The organism is Frigidibacter sp. SD6-1 (genome assembly GCF_030143255.1).
Classification (GTDB): domain Bacteria; phylum Pseudomonadota; class Alphaproteobacteria; order Rhodobacterales; family Rhodobacteraceae; genus TMP-24.
Window position 1 is genome coordinate 323,185 of sequence record NZ_JARJNR010000003.1, and the last position, 16,571, is coordinate 339,755.

The following is a 16,571-nucleotide window of genomic DNA, read 5'->3' on the forward strand; positions in this document are numbered from 1 at the left end:
TGGGGGAGGGGGCGCGCGACCGGCGTCGGCGCGCGCCCCGACCGGTTCAGATTACCAGGTGGTGGCGCCTTCGCCGAACCATTTGACGATCATCGCGTTGAGCGAGCCATCGTCTTTCATCGAGGTGATCGCCGCGTCGAACTTGGCCTTGAGTTCGCCGTCGCTCTTGCGCATGCCGATGCCGACGCCGCCGCCCAGCGGAACCGGCTCGCCGACGACCATCAGTTCGCCGTTCGATTCGGCAACGACCGGACCGAGGTAATCGCGGTCGGCAAACACGGCATCGGCCTCGCCGTTGCGCACGGCGGCGATGGTTTCATCACCCGTGGCATATTCCGCGAGCGTCATGCCCTGTTCGGCGACATAGCCCGACTGGATCGTCGAGGTCTGCGCCGCGATGACGCCGCCCTTGATATCGGCATCGGCGGACTTGGCCACAAAGACCGACGGGGTCGGCGGCTGATAGGCCTCGGAAAAGTCGATGACTTCCATGCGCTCGTCGGTGATCGACATGGCGGCGATGATCGTGTCGTAGTTGCCCGACACGAGGTTGGGGATGATCGAATCCCACTCGTTCACGACCCATTCGCAGGTCAGTTCGGCGCGCTTGCACAGCTCGTCGCCCAGTTCGCGCTCGAACCCGTCGACTTCACCCTTGTCGTTGATGAAGTTCGAGGGAGGATAGGCACCCTCGGTGCCCATGCGGACCACGTCCTGCGCCAGGCTGACGCCTGCGGTCAGGGCGACGATCGCGGTGGAAAGGATCAGTTTCTTCATTTCAGTCTCCTCAGTTGGACTTTTGGTTTATCTGGGCGGTTCTCGCCGCCGGGGATCATCGGTCGGACAGCGCTGATGGCGCGCGGTCCTCAACCCTCATAGTGTTTGCGCCAAGGCTGCGCCCGCGCAAGGGACGAATGCCTGCCATCAGGCGGCAGTGGCCGACAGGAAGCCGCGCAGGCGGTCGGTCTGCGGATTGCCGAACAGCCGGTCGGGTGCGCCCTCTTCCTCGATCAGGCCCTTGTGCAGGAAGACCACATGGTCGGAGACATCGGCGGCCAGTTTCATGTCGTGGGTGACGAGGAGCATGGTCCGGCCTTCCTCGGCCAGCGCCTTGATGACCTTGACCACTTCCTGTTCCAGTTCGGGGTCGAGCGCCGAGGTCGGTTCATCGAAGAGAAGGGCCTTGGGTTCCATGCACAGCGCGCGGGCGATGGCGGCGCGCTGCTGCTGTCCGCCGGACAGTTGCGCGGGATAGACGTCGCACTTGTCGCCGATGCCGACCTTTTGCAGATACTTGCGCGCCGATGCCTCGACCTCGGCCTTGTCGCGGCCAAGGACGGTGACGGGCGCCTCCATCACATTCTGCAGGATGGTCATGTGGGCCCAGAGGTTGAACTGCTGGAAGACCATCGACAGGTTGGTGCGCACCCGGATCACCTGGGCGCGGTCGGCCGGGTGGCGGCCGTATCCGTCGCCCTTCCAGCGGATCGGCTCGCCATCGAAGAGGATCTCGCCCTGCTGGCTTTCCTCGAGAAGATTGCAGCAGCGCAGGAGTGTGGACTTGCCCGAGCCGGACGAGCCGATGAGCGAGATGACCTCGCCCTTGTGTGCGGTAATCGATACGCCCTTCAGAACCTCGAGCTGGCCATAGGCCTTGTGCAGGTCAGTGATCTGGATGACCGGAGTCTCTGCCGTTGACACTTTTGTGAAATCCCTTCCCCGTTTCTTCGAATAGGGCGGAATCATATTCGCTTTGCAACGTGAAATTTGTCGGGATTGACGCTACGTTGTGCGATTTGAACGGTACAATCGTCCAATCTGCTAAGTTTCGGCCGGTGTCGGAACCGCGAGGTATGCCTCGGCCGGGATTCGCACGATTCCCCTCAGGCGAAGCGTTTTCCGGTCATCCGGCGCCAAATCCGCGACCGCGCCGGCGAAGGCAGTGTGAAGCAGGTCCGCCTGATCGGCGCAGGCGGTGATGAGCGGCAACCCCGGCGTGGGGCCGGTGCGCGTGCATATCCGCAGCCGATCGGCGACCGCGGGCCTGTACTGCTCGACCAGCCGCCAGGTCATCGCGTCGATGGCCGCAATGTCGGCACGACCATCGGCGACAGCGGCGGCGCTGCCGATATGCGCGCCTGTGACCAGGATCCGGTCGAACCGGCGCCCGGCCTCGGCCGCGTGGTTCTGCGCCGCCGCCCAGCCCGACTGGCTGTCATAGCTGTTGATCGCCAGCGTGCCACCGATGAAATCCCGCCACTCGCCCGCGCGGTCCGCCCGCACGACGAGAACCGAGTGATAATAGCCCGGCGGGGCACCATCGAGCCCGTAGTCCGGTGTGCCGACCAGCGTGACCTTGCCATGCAGCGCGGTCCGGTAGGGAAAGCCGCAGGTCTGCGACAGCAGAAGGTCAGGCGCCGTCCATTCGAAGGCGCGTCCATCGCGCGACAGCGCGTCCGGCGCGGGCAGCCGCCCGGCGCGCAGCCTGTCACGCAGCCCCGCCCACAGCCGGTCGTGGGCCGCCTGAACCTCGGGCCAGTCATACATCGGCAGGCTTGCGATCATCGGCCCGTCACTTTCTGCCGGGCCAGCGCGCTGTCGCGGTCGGTGATGCCCAGAAGGTTCGCGACCAGCCGGATCAGTGCATCCTCCTCGGCCTCGCGCCGGTCGTCGGCAAGCGCCACCGACCAGAGCGCCTCGATCAGCCGGAGCCGGTCTTCATGTGGGACCGCCTCTTTCAGGGCGCGCGTGAAGCGGACCGTATCGGGCGCCTCCGCCTCAAGCGCTTCGGCGCGCTGCCGCATGTCGACCGCCTCGAACGGGCCGAGCGCATGGTGCGCGGCGAGGATGCGGTCGATCCGGTCCCGCTCCGCCTCGTCATAGGAACCGTCCGCCCGCGCCACCCGCACGAGAAGCGCCGCGAGCGCAAGCGCTGCATCATCGCCGGATACCGGAGACGGCGCGGGAGCAAGCAGGGACTTCAGAAAGCGACTGACCATGCAACCGCTATAGCCGCCGGAAGCGGCGGCGAGAAGACCGCACGCGCGGCCAGTTGAAAGCGCGCGCACGCTCCACTAACTATCGACGATAAATTGGGGACAGTCCAAATGATGGAAATCTTTACGCCTGAGGGCTTCACAGCCCTGATGCAGGTGATCGCGATCGACCTGGTGCTGGCGGGCGACAATGCGATCGTGATCGGCATGGCCGCCGCCGGTCTGCCGCGCGAACAGCGTGCCAAGGCGATCCTCGTGGGGATCATCGCCGCGACGGTCATGCGGATCGGCTTTGCGTTGATCGCGACCGAGTTGATGGGGATCATCGGCCTGCTTCTGGTCGGCGGCATCCTTCTTCTTTGGGTCTGCTGGAAGATGTGGCGCGAGCTGCGCGAAGGTCACGCCGACGAGGAGCGCGCCGAAGAGGCGCTGACCGGCGAGGACATCAATGCCGACGGGCTGGTCGCGGCCGGCGGGCCGCGCAAGACCTTCGCGCAGGCCGCCTGGCAGATCGTCATCGCCGACGTTTCGATGTCGCTCGACAATGTGCTGGCGGTCGCGGGTGCGGCGCGCGAACATCCGACGGTGCTGGCGATCGGGCTTGTCCTGTCGATCGCGCTTATGGGGCTTGCGGCAACCTTCGTGGCGCGGCTTCTGAACAAGCACCGCTGGATCGCCTATGTGGGACTTGTGATCATTCTCTATGTGGCGCTGAAGATGATCTGGGAGGGCTGGCACGATGTCAGCCCCGCCGTCGCGGGCGTGATCGGCGGCTGAGCGGACGGAACGGGGGCCAGCGGCCCCCGTTTTCATTTCCAGCAGCTGACGAGAACCGTCATGTCGCGGGCAAGCTTTGCGAGATCCTCGGCGGCAAGGGTGCCGGTGCGGTCCGAGGTGGCGAATGCAAGGCCTTGCGCTTCCAGCGCCTTGCCGATTGCGGCGCCCTTGAGGGTGAAGCTGACATCCCTGGGAAGCTCGCGCCCCGCCTCATCCGCCTTTGGCAGCAGCATTCCGATCATCGCGCCCGATCCGTTCAGGACCGCGCCGCCCGCGTCGCCCGCGAGCGTCGTCAGCGTCAGCCGGTCGATGTCCGCCTCGCCGTTCAGCCCCTGGCCTTCGGAGAACGTGCCGGTCGAGACGACCGGGGCCGAGAGCTTGTCCTCATAGGAATAGCCCGCAAGCGCCACGTCGGAATCAAGGCGCGGTGCCGTCGGCGCCAGTGAGGCGAAGGCGCGCGGCGCGAGTGGCGCGGACGGTTTCAGGATCGCGAAGCCAAGCGTCGGGTCCTCGAAGGCGACGGTTGCCTCGGTGCGACCGTCGAGCGTGACCCGCGTGCAGCCCGCAAGGACTTCGCTGGTCGTCAGCACCGTGCCCGCACCGTCGATGAAGGCGCCGGTGCGCGAGATCGCCGGGCGGCGGACATCGAGACCGCTCGTCAGGTCGGCGGCGGCGGTCGAGGAGGGCTCGCCCAGATTTTCGTCAAGCGCGACCGAGCCCGCGGGCTTGAAGCTGGCCTTCATCACCTCGAGCACGCGCGCGCGCCGGGCGCCGTCGCCGGTGGGAGCGATCAGCGCGAAACCCTTGATGAAGCCGCCTTCAAGGGCGGCTTCGGCGTGGGCGGTCCTGCCGCCGCCCTCGCCGTCGATGCTGAAGGTGGCGCGGCCGATCGAACGCTCGCCCTCCATAGGCATGATTTCCATCGCCTGCAGCCGCTCATAAAGCGCCACAAGATCCTTCTGGTCGCCGCGGCGCGAGATCAGCAGGACCTGATAACCCGACCCGTCCCTCTCGCCGAAGGCGGCGAAAGGCGGCTGGTAGCCGTCGAACTGCACGAGGCCAAGCGGCAGGTCGATGTCGATCCCCGCTTCCTTCTCGCTTACGCGCTCGATGCCCATGGCGGCGCGTTCCGCCGCCCAGCGACCCGCAAGGTCGCTGCGCTGGGCGGTCGTCAGGATGCCGGTTTCCGGTGCGCCGATCTGCGCTTGCCAGTCGGCCATCGCGGCGCGGGTGCCCTTGCCGAACGACCCGTCGATTGCGCCCTTATAGACGCCGAACCATTGCATGGCGCGCTGCAGGTCCATCCGCTCGTCCGCCGACAGGGCGGATTCCGACCGGCGCGCCTCTTCCACCGTCTCTTCCGGCAGGACAGGCGCCGGGGCGGCTTCAACCGGTTCAGTCGTCGAAGGTTCGGCGGTTGCAAGTTCGGTCGGCGGGGCCTCTGGCGCGGTTGCCGTCTCGGCCGGTGCGGCCGCATCGAGCCCCGCCGGCCAGAACCGGCGGCCAAGCTCCCCCTCGGTCGCGACGAAACTGTCGCCCGGGATCAGCCGTTCGCTGGTCAGAAGCGCCAGTTGTCTTGCGGCCTCTTCCGGCGTGAACGGGCCAAGGACGATCGCGTACCAGCCGCTCTTCAGCCGGTAGCCCTGCACATTTGTGAAGGCCCCGGCATAGGCGCGGGCGCGGTCCTCCGCCTCGGTCAGCGAGGGCTGGGCCTCGATCTGGACCCAGGTGTCCTGCCCGTGCACCAGGGTTGCAGCGAACGCCGCCCCCAGAAAGGTTGCGGTCCAAAGCGCGCGTTTCATGCTCAAATGCCTCTCGGTCGGGTCTTATGCCTGCGAATCCGGGGCGCAACCTAACAGGTTTCAGCGCGGCGTCACCCCAAAAACCCGTGTGCCGCAAGCCCCCGCCGATTGACCCCGGACCGGTCGTTGCCTAAGGAGGACCAGCTTTCCACCACAGGCGCGCGAATGTCCATCACCCGACCCCGGTCCTTTCAGGAAATCATCCTCCGCCTGCAGGCCTACTGGGCGGGCAAGGGCTGCGCGGTGCTGCAACCCTATGACATGGAAGTGGGCGCGGGCACTTTCCATCCGGCCACGACGCTGCGCTCGCTCGGCGCGCGCCCCTGGGCTGCGGCCTATGTCCAGCCCTCGCGCCGCCCGACCGACGGGCGCTATGGCGAGAACCCGAACCGGCTGCAGCACTACTACCAGTATCAGGTCATCATCAAACCCTCGCCGCCCGATCTGCAGGACCTCTACCTCGGCTCGCTCGCCGCGATCGGCCTTGACCCCTCGCTGCATGACATCCGCTTCGTCGAGGATGACTGGGAAAGCCCGACGCTTGGCGCCTGGGGCCTGGGGTGGGAGGTCTGGTGCGACGGGATGGAAGTCTCGCAATTCACCTATTTCCAGCAGGTCGGCGGGCATGACTGCAAGCCGGTCTCGGGCGAACTGACCTACGGGCTTGAGCGGCTTGCCATGTATGTCCTCGGTATCGACCATGTGATGGACATGCCCTTCAACGATCCGCAGTCGCCCATTCCGCTGGTCTATGGGGACATCTTCCGCCAGACCGAGGAAGAATACAGCCGCCACAATTTCGATCAGGCCGACACGGACATGCTGTTTCAGCATTTCAAGGATGCCGAGGCCGAATGCGAACGCATCCTTGCCGCCGACGAGATGGACAAGGCGGGCCGCCGCATCGTCATGGCGCATCCGGCCTATGACCAGTGCATCAAGGCCAGCCACCTCTTCAACCTTCTCGACGCGCGGGGCGTGATCTCGGTCACCGAGCGGCAGGCCTATATCGGCCGCGTCAGGGCGCTGGCCAGGAAATGCGCCGACGCCTTTGTCACCACGCCAACCGGACAGGGCGCATGACAGACTATCGGCCGGCAAACGCCTACCAGTGGCTGCTTGCCCGCGTCGGCCGATGGCCGAACCTTCTTGGCGCATCGGCGCGCCGGAAACTGCGCCGCGCCTGGGCCGCGCGAACGCTTGCCGACTTCGAGGATGAACTGAGGTGCCTCGGTCCAGATGACATCGCGCTCGACCTCGGCGCCAATATCGGCACCTTCACCCGCCGCCTGGCCGCGACCGGTGCCATGGTCCACGCCTTTGAACCCGACCCCGATACATTCGCCCGACTGAAAGAGGCTTGCGGTGACCTGCCGAATGTCGTCCTGCATCAGGCCGCAGTCGGCGCGACCAATGGCACCGTTCGCCTCTACCGCGCCCCGTCCGACAGGCGCGCCGACTATTCCGAGATGGCCTCCACCGTCTTCTCGACCTCCCGCCAGTATCGGGCCGAGACGATAGATGTAGAGCAACGCGCATTCGCCGACATACTCGACGCCCTGCCGGGTCCGGCGTCGCTGATCAAGATGGACATCGAGGGCGCGGAATTCGACATCCTGCGCGAGATCTTTCGGGACCCGTGCCGTTGGACCTTCGGTGCGCTTTTCGTCGAGACGCACGAGACGCGCGCCCTGGATCAGATCCCTGCGATCGACAAGATGCGCACGGTCGCCGCAAGCCTCGCGCGGCCCCGTATCAACCTGTACTGGCCGTGAGGATCAATCGTGAGCCAGTTCGATCCTTCTCGATCCGATCCGAACCCGGACTTGTTCCCGACCTGGAGCCTGTCGCTCCTCGAGCGGCTGCAGGACGCGCCGGGATTCATCGGCCGGTCGGCCGCGCGCAAGTACCGCCGCCGGATGTTTCCCTTCTCGCTGCGCGAAATGGACCGAAGGCTCGCCGCGCTGACGCCCGACGATATCTGTCTCGATCTGGGCGCGAACGTCGGGGCATTTACCGAAATCATGGCGCGCAGCGGTGCGCGGGTTCACGCGTTCGAGCCTGATCCCGAGACCTTCGAACGGCTCGGGGAACGCGTTGGCCATCTGCCGAATGTGACCCTGCACCAAAAGGCGGTGGGCGAGCGGAACGGTCGGCTTCAACTCTATCGGGCTGCCGATTTTGCCTCTGACTTTGACAATGCCTCTCAGGCGAGCTCGCTTCACTATCAGGGCGGTCGCATGCGCCCGGTCGACGGGTGCCTTGTCGAGGTCATGGGATTTGCCGAACTCCTGCACGCGTTCGGCAGGCCCGTCGCTGTCATCAAGATGGATGTGGAAGGCGCGGAATGGGAGGTGCTCGAGGCGCTTCTTGCCGGCCGTCTGCCTCTGGACTTCGGCGCACTTTTCGTCGAGACGCACGAAAGGCTCGAGCGCAGGCGCTATCCGCAGGTCGTCGCCATGCGCCGCGCCGCCCGCAAGATGGCCGCGCCCTACATCAATCTCTATTGGCCCTGATCATGAATGGTAAGATCGTTGCAGGTACGATTGTGATAGCCGCCCTTCTGGCCGGTCTGGCCCTCTATTATACCCAGGAATATGCCTACTTCCGCGCAATCGAACCGGCGTCTGCCGAAGCGCAGATCCGCTTGCAGCCCATTGCGGGGGCGGTTGCCGAACCCATGTTGGTCGCATCCGATTTCGAAGGGGTGGATGCGAACAGTTCACCCCTGCGCTTCCGCGCCTGTTTCGTGACGCCGATGTCGCTCGCCATGCTGACCGAAAGCTATGTGATCTACGAAAGGCCGACTCCCCTCAACGCGCCGTCCTGGTTTCACTGTTTCGACGCGGGCCGGATCGGAACCGACCTTGAGGCGGGCAAGGCCGTCCCCTTCCTGTCGCAAGAAAACATCGCCCCCGGCGTCGACCGGGTGGTGGCCGTCTATCCCGATGGCCGGGCCTATGCCTGGCAGCAACTGAACGAAAGCGCGGACAAGTAATGCCCGACCTGCTGATCGAACTCTTTTCCGAGGAAATTCCCGCCCGCATGCAGGCCCGCGCGCGCGAGGATCTGAGAAAGCTCGTCACGGACGGGCTGGTCGCGGCCGGTCTGACCTATGCAGGCGCCGCCGCCTTCTCGACCCCCCGCCGTCTGACCCTGGCGATCGAGGGGCTGACGGCCGAAAGCGCCCCGGTCCGCGAAGAACGCAAAGGTCCCGCGACGACCGCGCCCGAGGCCGCGATCGAAGGCTTCCTGCGCTCGACGGGGCTGACCCGCGATCAATTGGAGGTGCGCGACGACAAGAAGGGCCAGGTCTATTTCGCGGTCATGACGAAATCCGGCCGCACCGCCCCCGCGATCGTGGCCGAGGTTCTGGAAGCCACGATCCGCACTTTCCCCTGGCCGAAGTCGATGCGCTGGGGGGCTGGACAACTGCGCTGGGTCAGGCCCCTTCATTCGATCCTCTGCATCCTGACGACCGAGGCGGGCGCCGAAGTCGTACCGCTCGATGTCGACGGCATCCGCGCGGGCAACGTGACCCGCGGCCATCGCTTCCTGTCGAAGGGCGACATCGCCGTCAGCTCCTTCGACGACTATGTGCAAAAGCTGAAGCGCGCCCATGTGGTCCTGGACAGTGCCGAGCGCGAGGCCCATATCTGGGCCGACGCCACCAACATGGCCTTCGCGGCGGGGCTCGAGGTGGTCGAGGACAAGGGCCTCCTGTCCGAAGTCGCGGGCCTTGTCGAATGGCCGGTGGTACTGATGGGCCGGATCGGCGAGGACTTCCTCGGCCTGCCGCCCGAGGTGCTTCAGACCAGCATGCGCGAACATCAGAAATTCTTCTCGGTCCGCAATCCGCGCACGGGCCGGATCGAAGGCTTCGTCACCGTCGCCAATACCGAGACCTCGGACCAGGGTGCCACGATCCTGAAGGGTAACCAGAAAGTGCTGGCCGCGCGCCTCTCGGACGCGAAATTCTTCTGGGAGAATGACCTCCGGGAAGCCAAGGCGGGCATGGGCAAGTGGCTTGAGGGGCTGACATCCGTCACCTTCCACAACAAGCTCGGGTCCCAGGCCGACCGGATCGAGCGGATCGCCGCACTCGCGCGCGAGATCGCACCGCTGGTCGGCGCCGATCCGGCGGCCGCCGAACAGGCGGCGCGGTTGGCCAAGGCCGATCTGCGCTCGGGGATGGTCGGCGAGTTCCCCGAACTGCAAGGCATCATGGGCCGCTATTATGTTCACGCGGCGCTTTCCGCCAACCCGCCCCGGCCCCCGAGCCGGGGCCTCGATCTGGCCGAGGGAGGCCCCGGATCAGGTCCGGGGCGCGCGGTGGACGCCATCGCCAACGCCGCCCGCGACCACTACGCGCCCCTTGGCCCGTCGGACGCTGTGCCCTCCGAACCCGTGTCCGTCGCCGTGGCGCTCGCCGACAAGATCGACACGCTGACCGGGTTCTGGGCGATTGACGAGAAGCCGACCGGATCGAAGGACCCGTTCGCGCTGCGCCGGGCGGCGCTGGGGGTGATCCGGTTGGTGCTGGGGAATGGGGTGCGGTTGGAGTTCGCTAAGATACTGCATGAAAGCCGAGATATCGCCGTTCAGCAAGAATACGAGAAGTCTGTCGAACGTCTCACCGCGCAGTTTGTCTCAGACTACTCAGAGGCAACGCAAACTCTTGCAGAGCTAATGGCCCTGCAGGTCGGCGAAGTGACGCATATCAATCAAATCTGGAGTGAGATCGAGGAAGCCGAAAACAGGACCCAAGTCTCAGAAAATCAGGCTCATCAGATTGCGTCTGCTTATGCTGCGAGAGCGATGCAAGTCGGCCTACACGCAACTTGGATACTTCGCGATGACCTCCTCTCCTTCTTCCACGACCGCCTGAAAGTCTTCCTCAAGGACCAGGGCATCCGCCACGATGTGATCGACGCCTGCCTCGCCATGCCGGGCAATGACGACCTCACCCTTCTGGTCAAGCGCGCCGAGGCGCTCGCCGCCTTCCTGAAAACCGACGACGGGGAAAACCTGCTGCAGGGCTTCAAGCGCGCGAACAATATCCTGACCCAGGCCGAAGCCAAGGATGGCGTCGAATACAGCTACGGCGCCGACGTGAAATTCGCCGAGACCGACGAGGAGCGCACCCTCTTTGCCGCCCTCGACACCGCCGAGGCTGCTATCCAACCCGCAATGAAGGCAGAGGATTTCGGGCAGGCCATGTCGGCCATGGCCCGCCTCCGCGCCCCGATCGACGCCTTCTTCACCGCCGTTCAGGTCAATGCCGACAACCCGGTCGTCCGCCGCAACCGCCTGAACCTCCTCTCCCGCATCCGCACCATCTGCCTCTCTGTCGCCGACCTGACGAAACTCGAAGGCTGATCAGCCCCTCTTTCGTTTCCAAATATCCCGGGAGGGTCCGGGAGGGCAGAGCCCTCCCGGCGGGTCGGCCCGCCGAAGGCGGGACGAAACTTCGCGCCATCCCCCGAATCTTCACCTTGCCCCGAATCAGAACCGGCGTATTCTGCGCGCGAAAGGAATCGCTGCAGTGCAGAAACTTCAGGACCTCGCCGGGCAGACCGAGATCACCCCGTCCTCGGGGATCGAGACGGTGCGCCATGGCTGGCGGGCGAAATGCCTGCAGCGGCTGATCCGGATGGAGCTGCCGGTGCCGAAGACCGTGGCCCTGCCGGTCGAGGCGGTGCGCGCCATCGCCGCGGGCACGCCGCCCGACACCAGAAAGCTTGCGGGCCATTTCGGACCCACGCCCCTGATGGCGGTGCGCTCGAGCCCCGCGAACCCCGACTGGGGCGGGCCGAACACCGTGCTGAATGTCGGCATGAACGGCGAGCGCCATGCCGAGCTGGCGGCAAGCCACGGCGCTGCCCATGCCGACGCGGTCTACCTGGCCTTCGTTCAAAGCTATGCGATCAATGTCGCGCGTCTCGATCCCGACATGTTCTCGGACGAACCCTCGCCCACCGCGCTCGCCGCAGCACTCGCCGCCTATGAGGCGGAGATGGACGAGGAATTTCCCCAGTCCGCCGCCCAGCAATTGTCTGAGGTGCTCCGCTCCATGGCCCGCGCCTGGGAAGGCACGACTGCGCGGCTTCTGCGCCAGGCCAAGGGCGCGCCCGCCGATGCGGCGCTTGGTCTTCTGGTGCAGGAAATGGTGCAGATGGTCGGCCCGGGCCTTGCGGGTTTCGGCACCATCCAGCTTGTCGATGCCGTGACCGGCGCGCCGCAGGTCACCGGCCGCTTCAGGGGCCAGAAGCCTGCCGACCGCAAGGCGGAGGAGACGCTCTACCTCGTCCGCGACAAGCGGGGCGCCTCGCTCGAAGAGACCAGGCCCGAAATCTTCGCCGACCTCCAGCGCCAGTGCGCCGCCGCACGGGCGAAGCTGCGCGAGGAAATGCAGATCGAATTCGCGCTGGAGAACGGCGCCTTGAAGATCATCGATGCGGTCAAGGTCGCCCGTTCCTCCCGCGCCGCTGTCAGGATCGCCGTGGGCCTCGCTCGCGACGGGATCATCAGCCGCGAGGAGGCGCTTCTGCGCGTCCAGCCGCGCGCCTTGTCGGAACTCCTCCATTATCAGGTCGATCCCAGGGTCGAACGCGACCGGCTGGCGCGCGGCATTGCGGCAAGCCCCGGCGCCGCCTCGGGCCGCATCGTCTTCACCGCCGCCGATGCCCAGACGGCGGCCTCGCAGGGCGAGGCCTGCATCCTCGTGCGCCGCGAAACCGCGCCGGAAGACATCCGCGGCATGCATGCGGCCGTCGCCGTCCTGACCGAACGCGGCGGGATCACCAGCCATGCCGCCGTCATCGCGCGCGGCCTCGGGTTGCCCTGCATCGTGGGCGCCTCGGACCTGAAGCTGAACCTGCGCGACAAGACCATCGTCACACCGGACGGGCGCACGCTCCGCGAAGGCGACAAGATCACCGTCGATGGCACCTCGGGCGAGGTGCTGGCGGGCGAGGCGGCGATGCTGGAACCGGCGCTGGATGAATATTTCACCACGCTTCTGCACTGGGCCGACAATGTCCGCGACATCGGCGTGCGCGCCAATGCCGACACGCCCGACGATGCCCGCACCGCGCGTATGTTCGAGGCCGAGGGGATCGGCCTCTGCCGGACCGAGCATATGTTCTTCGACGAAGACCGTCTGACGGTGATGCGCGAGATGATCTTTGCCGACACGGCGAAGGACCGTAAGGTCGCGCTCGACCGGCTGTTGCCGATGCAGCGTGCCGATTTCATCGCGCTTTTCGACATCATGGCGGGGCTGCCGGTTTGCATCCGCCTGTTCGACCCGCCCTTGCACGAATTTCTGCCGCAGGATCGCGAGGGGATGCGCGAATTGGCCGAGGCGCTCGACAAGCCCCTGTCGGACGTGACCCGCCGGGTCGAGGCGCTGTCGGAATTCAACCCGATGCTGGGGATGCGCGGCGTGCGCCTTGGCGTGACAGTGCCCGAGATCTACGAAATGCAGGCCCGCGCTATCTTCGAGGCGACGGTCGAGGCCCGCCGCCGGGGCGCCGAGGTGGTGCCGGAGGTGATGATCCCCTTGGTTTCCGCCATGCGCGAGGTCGAGCTGGTGAAGAACCGGATCGACGCGGTGGCGGCGGCGGTCCGGAACGAGCTGAAGTGCGATTTCGATTTCAAGCTCGGGGTCATGGTGGAAACCCCGCGCGCCGCCTTGCGCGCGGGCGACATCGCCGAACATGCCGCCTTCCTGTCCTTCGGCACGAACGACCTGACCCAGATGACTTATGGCCTGTCGCGCGACGATGCCGGCCGGTTCATGTCCACCTACGTCAACCAGGGCGTGTTCGCCGAGGACCCGTTCCATGTGCTCGATGCCGACGGGGTGGGCGAGCTTCTTCTCATCGGGTGCGAGCGGGCGCGCGGCGCCCGTGCCGACCTGACGCTCTCGGTTTGCGGCGAACATGGCGGCAATCCGGAATCGATCGCCTTCTGCCGCAAGGCCGGGGTTGACTATGTCTCCTGCTCGCCCTTCCGGGTTCCGGTCGCCCGTCTGGCCGCAGCACATCTTGCGTTGACCGAGCCAAAATCTCTCTAGATTTCGCTTTTCAGTTGCGAAATTTGCACTTAATTATCGGCACATAACCCACCCAAATGGGCCTGACTGATTCGCTCTGATCGGCAAAAATCCGCTCAGAAAGCCTGCGTTTGTCCTTGATGCTGGACGCGCCGGGCGCTGCCCCCTATGCCCTCGCCTGTCATTGCCTGGGGGCTGTGGCTCGTCGAAACAATTCGGGACTTCCAAATGTCATCGCTGAAGTGCTGGACCAGAAGCATGGTCATGCTTCTTGCCCTTGCTCCTGCTGCGCATGCCGAAATGACGGTGAGCCAGTCGAACGATCCGGCTGCGCCGCTGAGCATCAATCTCGCGGGCCTTTTCGCGCAGGAAAATGCTGCGCTCGGGCAAGTGGATGAAGGCCGGTTTTCCGAGATTATCGCGCCGCCGGTCGTGACCAAGACGACCAAGGCCAAGAAGGCCGATCCGGTCGCCCTGACCTATGATGCGGCCTGGGTCGAGGCGCTGCCCGCGGCGCCCGAGACGGCCGAACTGGATTGTCTCGCGCGCGCCGTCTATTTCGAGGCGCGCGGCGAATCGATCAAGGGTCAGGCGGCGGTTGCCGAAGTGGTGCTGAACCGCACCGACAGCCCCTATTTCCCGCGCTCGGTCTGCGGCGTGGTCAATCAGGCGGGTGGCGGCGGTTGCCAGTTCTCGTTCGTCTGCGATGGCCGCGCGGATGTGATCGGCGATCGCCAGGCCTGGTATGTCGCGGAAAAGATCGCCGCCGCCTATATCGGTGGCACGCCGCGCGACCTGACCGATGGTGCGACCTACTTCCATACCCCTGCGGTGAAGCCCTCCTGGGCGAACCGCTTTCCGATGACCGTCCGGATCGGGGCGCATTTCTTCTATCGTCGACCGATCGTCACCGCTTCCAACTGATTGTTGCCAATTTGGTGACTTTAATCCATGCACGCGATCCGCGATCATCATTGACGAGATGCGATCAATAAGTGTGCGTGGGGCCCTTGCAGGTGACTGATGAAAGCGGTGCGGCCTTCGGGCCGCTGGACGGTTCGGCGGACTTGTCGGCGGATCGCCTGATCCTGCGCGACTATGTGGTCAGCGCAGAGATCGGCGCCTTCCAGCATGAGCGGGGCCAGGAGCAGCGCCTGCGGTTTTCCATTGTCGTGGAGCTTGCGCCCGTCGGCACTTCGGCCGGGGACGATGTCGACCTGATCCTGTCGTACGACCGGCTGATCGAGGCGGTGGACACCGAACTCGGTTCCGAAAGGCTCGACCTCCTTGAAACGCTGGCGGAACGGATCGCCGCGCGGGTCCTGGCCGAGCCGCAGGCCGCGAAAGTCCATCTCAGGATCGAGAAACTTGATCGCGGTCCCTGGATCCTGGGTGTCGAGATTGCGCGGGACCGTGCGTCAGCCCTGCCCGTGCAACCTGCTCCTGCGCCGCGTCCGGTGGTGGCCTGGCTTGGCGGTTCGGTCGTCAACCTCGGCGCGCGGATGGAGGGGCTTGTCGCCCTCGGCAAGCCCATCGTGATCGTCCTCGGCCCGCCCGACCTGCCGCGTCCGCGCGCGCACTCGCCCGAGGCGCTGCGCCGGATCGATCTTCTTGCCATCGAACAGGCGGCCTGGGCGCTCGCCTCGCGCGACGAGCGGCTGTCTGTCGTCGCAACGCGCACCGAGATCGACTGGGCGGTCCGTCAGGGCCGGATCATCGTCTGGGCGCCTTCGAAGATGGTCAGCGATACAGCTGGGGCGCCGATGGATGTGGGCGACGGCCTGCCGCTGGCCCAATGGCTGGCGCGCGAGCTTGATGCGCTGAAGATCGTCACTCACGCGCCTGTTGCACCCCCGGCGGAAAGCCGCATTCTGGTCGAACTGCTCTGACCTTTGGCCCTTGCCAAAGCCGGGGCGAGCGGTGAAGAAACCGCATGACCCGCTATCGACCGATTGCCCAGACCGACCTTGCACGACCCAAGGATGCCCTGCCGCTTGCCGGTGGCTGGTGCTGGTTCGACCGCGTCGAAGTGCTGACGCGGGCGGGGTCGGAAGGGCTCATGGCCGTGCGGGAGGTTCCGTCGGACGCCGTTGACCGGCTGTGCGCCGCCCGGGCGCCAGTTGCAGGCCTGACACTGGATGTGCCGCGATTGATGGGCATCCTCAATGTGACGCCCGACAGTTTCTCCGATGGCGGGCGCTTTGCAGGCGCAGAGGCGGCGCTGGCGCAGGCGCGTCGCCTTGCAGACCATGTGGACATACTCGACATCGGCGGCGAAAGCACGCGACCTGGCGCGGCTGAGGTCGATGCGGCGGAGGAAAGCTCGCGCACCGCGCCGCTGATCGCGGCGCTGCGGCAGACGGGCCTTGAAACGCCGATCTCGATCGACACGCGCAAATCGCCCGTGGCACGGGCCGCTGTCGCGGCTGGCGCATCGATGGTCAACGATGTGGCCGCGCTGACCCACGACCCTGCGCTCGGGCCGCTGGTCGCGGCCCTACGCCTGCCCGTCTGCCTGATGCACGCGCAGGGCACGCCCGCCACCATGCAGGCCGATCCGCGCTATGACGACGTTCTTCTTGACGTCTATGATTATCTCGAAGAACGGGTTGCGGCGGCCGAGGCGATGGGCATCGCGCGGGACCGGATCATCGTCGATCCCGGCATCGGCTTCGGCAAGACCGTCGCCCATAATCTGGCGCTGATCCGGGGATTGTCGCTCTTTCACGGGCTCGGCTGCCCGATCCTCTTGGGCGCGTCCCGCAAGCGCTTTATCGGAGAGGTCGGCGCGGCGCCCGATACCGACCGGCGGGGCCCGGGGACCATTGCTGTGACCTTGGCGGGGATCGCACAGGGCGTGCAGATCCACCGCGTCCATGATAGCGCTGAGGCGCGACAGGCGATCCGGCTGTGGATGGCCGCCGTTCAAGGGTAGAA

General features: G+C 65.9%; 15 protein-coding genes. 10 read left to right on the plus strand and 5 right to left on the minus strand.

Features of this window, described 5'->3' with window-relative positions; all coding sequences use genetic code 11:
• Positions 1 to 51: 51 nt before the first annotated feature.
• The 4 genes from P0645_RS07985 to P0645_RS08000 all read right to left on the minus strand — a co-directional run bounded on the left by P0645_RS07985 (position 52) and on the right by P0645_RS08000 (position 2,999).
• Entirely contained in the window at positions 52 to 777 is a 726-nt protein-coding gene (locus tag P0645_RS07985) for a transporter substrate-binding domain-containing protein (protein ID WP_284164045.1), read from the minus strand.
• Between the two features lie 147 nt (positions 778 to 924).
• The gene (locus tag P0645_RS07990) at positions 925 to 1,701 is read right to left on the minus strand and encodes an ABC transporter ATP-binding protein (RefSeq protein ID WP_284164046.1); all 777 of its coding nucleotides are present in this window, start codon (positions 1,699 to 1,701) and stop codon (positions 925 to 927) included.
• A 120-nt stretch (positions 1,702 to 1,821) separates the two neighbouring features.
• Complete coding sequence (locus P0645_RS07995) at positions 1,822 to 2,565, minus strand: phosphate/phosphite/phosphonate ABC transporter substrate-binding protein (protein WP_284164047.1); 744 nt, start codon at positions 2,563 to 2,565, stop codon at positions 1,822 to 1,824.
• Complete coding sequence (locus P0645_RS08000; protein WP_284164048.1) at positions 2,562 to 2,999, minus strand: tellurite resistance TerB family protein; 438 nt, start codon at positions 2,997 to 2,999, stop codon at positions 2,562 to 2,564. The genes P0645_RS07995 and P0645_RS08000 overlap by 4 nt, the downstream gene beginning before the upstream one ends.
• Before the next feature lie 108 nt (positions 3,000 to 3,107).
• On the opposite strand from P0645_RS08000, the gene P0645_RS08005 reads away from it, so the two are divergent.
• Positions 3,108 to 3,773 (plus strand): TerC family protein, encoded by a 666-nt coding sequence (locus tag P0645_RS08005; protein WP_284164049.1) that lies wholly within the window; start codon positions 3,108 to 3,110, stop codon positions 3,771 to 3,773.
• A 32-nt stretch (positions 3,774 to 3,805) separates the two neighbouring features.
• Here P0645_RS08005 and P0645_RS08010 read toward each other — a convergent pair whose 3' ends face one another.
• Positions 3,806 to 5,575 (minus strand): serine protease, encoded by a 1,770-nt coding sequence (locus P0645_RS08010; protein WP_284164050.1) that lies wholly within the window; start codon positions 5,573 to 5,575, stop codon positions 3,806 to 3,808.
• Between the two features lie 165 nt (positions 5,576 to 5,740).
• Here P0645_RS08010 and P0645_RS08015 point away from each other — a divergent pair, with 165 nt between their 5' ends.
• From P0645_RS08015 to folP, 9 genes are all read left to right on the plus strand, one after another.
• On the plus strand, positions 5,741 to 6,658 hold the full coding sequence (locus P0645_RS08015) for a glycine--tRNA ligase subunit alpha (RefSeq protein ID WP_284164051.1): 918 nt from the start codon (positions 5,741 to 5,743) through the stop codon (positions 6,656 to 6,658).
• On the plus strand, positions 6,655 to 7,350 hold the full coding sequence (locus P0645_RS08020; protein WP_284164052.1) for an FkbM family methyltransferase: 696 nt from the start codon (positions 6,655 to 6,657) through the stop codon (positions 7,348 to 7,350). Before P0645_RS08015 ends, P0645_RS08020 begins: the two co-directional genes overlap by 4 nt.
• Positions 7,351 to 7,359: 9 nt before the next feature.
• Positions 7,360 to 8,091, plus strand: coding sequence for an FkbM family methyltransferase (locus P0645_RS08025; RefSeq protein ID WP_284164053.1), 732 nt, complete (start codon positions 7,360 to 7,362; stop codon positions 8,089 to 8,091).
• 2 nt (positions 8,092 to 8,093) lie between these two features.
• Positions 8,094 to 8,573 (plus strand): DUF6446 family protein, encoded by a 480-nt coding sequence (locus P0645_RS08030; RefSeq protein ID WP_284164054.1) that lies wholly within the window; start codon positions 8,094 to 8,096, stop codon positions 8,571 to 8,573.
• The gene (glyS, locus tag P0645_RS08035) at positions 8,573 to 10,954 is read left to right on the plus strand and encodes a glycine--tRNA ligase subunit beta (protein ID WP_284164055.1); all 2,382 of its coding nucleotides are present in this window, start codon (positions 8,573 to 8,575) and stop codon (positions 10,952 to 10,954) included. Before P0645_RS08030 ends, glyS begins: the two co-directional genes overlap by 1 nt.
• Positions 10,955 to 11,156: 202 nt before the next feature.
• Positions 11,157 to 13,655: a putative PEP-binding protein gene (locus P0645_RS08040; RefSeq protein ID WP_502854646.1), complete on the plus strand. Its 2,499-nt coding sequence runs from the start codon at positions 11,157 to 11,159 to the stop codon at positions 13,653 to 13,655.
• Positions 13,656 to 13,862: 207 nt separating this feature from the next.
• Positions 13,863 to 14,558 carry a cell wall hydrolase gene (locus P0645_RS08045; protein ID WP_284164057.1) on the plus strand — a complete coding sequence of 232 codons (696 nt, stop codon included), beginning with the start codon at positions 13,863 to 13,865 and terminating at the stop codon, positions 14,556 to 14,558.
• 92 nt (positions 14,559 to 14,650) lie between these two features.
• The gene (locus P0645_RS08050) at positions 14,651 to 15,523 is read left to right on the plus strand and encodes a dihydroneopterin aldolase (protein WP_284164058.1); all 873 of its coding nucleotides are present in this window, start codon (positions 14,651 to 14,653) and stop codon (positions 15,521 to 15,523) included.
• Positions 15,524 to 15,567: 44 nt separating this feature from the next.
• Positions 15,568 to 16,569 carry a dihydropteroate synthase gene (folP, locus tag P0645_RS08055; RefSeq protein ID WP_284164059.1) on the plus strand — a complete coding sequence of 334 codons (1,002 nt, stop codon included), beginning with the start codon at positions 15,568 to 15,570 and terminating at the stop codon, positions 16,567 to 16,569.
• Positions 16,570 to 16,571: the final 2 nt, after the last annotated feature.